1 protein-coding gene is annotated in these 774 nt (G+C 64.6%); it reads left to right on the forward strand.

What is annotated here, in order from left to right:
* Nucleotides 1–16: 16 nt before the first annotated feature.
* Nucleotides 17–774 (forward strand): ABC transporter ATP-binding protein (locus tag AC0L3L_RS36405; protein ID WP_473642201.1); only part of this gene is annotated, 758 nt, incomplete at its 3' end.

Genomic DNA, 774 nt, shown 5'->3' on the forward strand with positions numbered 1-774 from the left:
AAATCAGGGACGTTTCATGATTGGTGCTTCGCTGGGAGCCGCCGCATACGAGCGCGCGCCCGAAATTTCCGCCATCCTCGCGGTGACTAACCCCGTCGGCGACAGCCGTCCGGCATGCCTCTCGTCACGGCCGGATGCGGTTCTCGCACTGAGCGGGATCGGCATTTCCTTTGGCGGCGTCAAGGCGCTGAGCGATGTTGACCTCGAGGTCAAAGGCGGTGAGATCCGCGCGGTGATCGGCCCCAACGGCGCCGGCAAATCCTCGCTGATCAACATCATCAGCGGCCTTTATCACGCCGACCACGGCACGATCGCGATCGACGGCCAGTCCTTCTCCCGGGTGCCGGCGAGCCGCCTGGCACGCCTCGGTGTCGCCCGCACCTTCCAGAACCTGGCGCTGTTTTCCGGTCTTTCGGTTCGCGACAACATCGCGTCCGGCCGCGTCTACACCAGGCGCGCCAGTTTTGTCGAACACATTGCCAGTCTGCCACGCGCCCGGCGTGAAGACGCGGGAATCGCCGAAAAGGTCGATCAGACAATTGCCTTCCTGCATCTTGAGGCCGTTGCCGATCGTCTGGTCGCCACGCTGCCCTACGGCCTGCAGAAGCGAGTCGAGCTGGCACGAGCGCTGGTTGCCGAGCCCAAGATCCTGCTGCTCGACGAGCCGATGGCCGGCATGACGGCGACCGAGAAAGCTGAGATGGCCGGGTTTGTGCGCGCCGCGCGCGACCGACACGGCGTCACCATCATCCTGATCGAGCACGATATCGGCGT

This window comes from Mesorhizobium sp. WSM4849 (assembly GCF_055811385.1).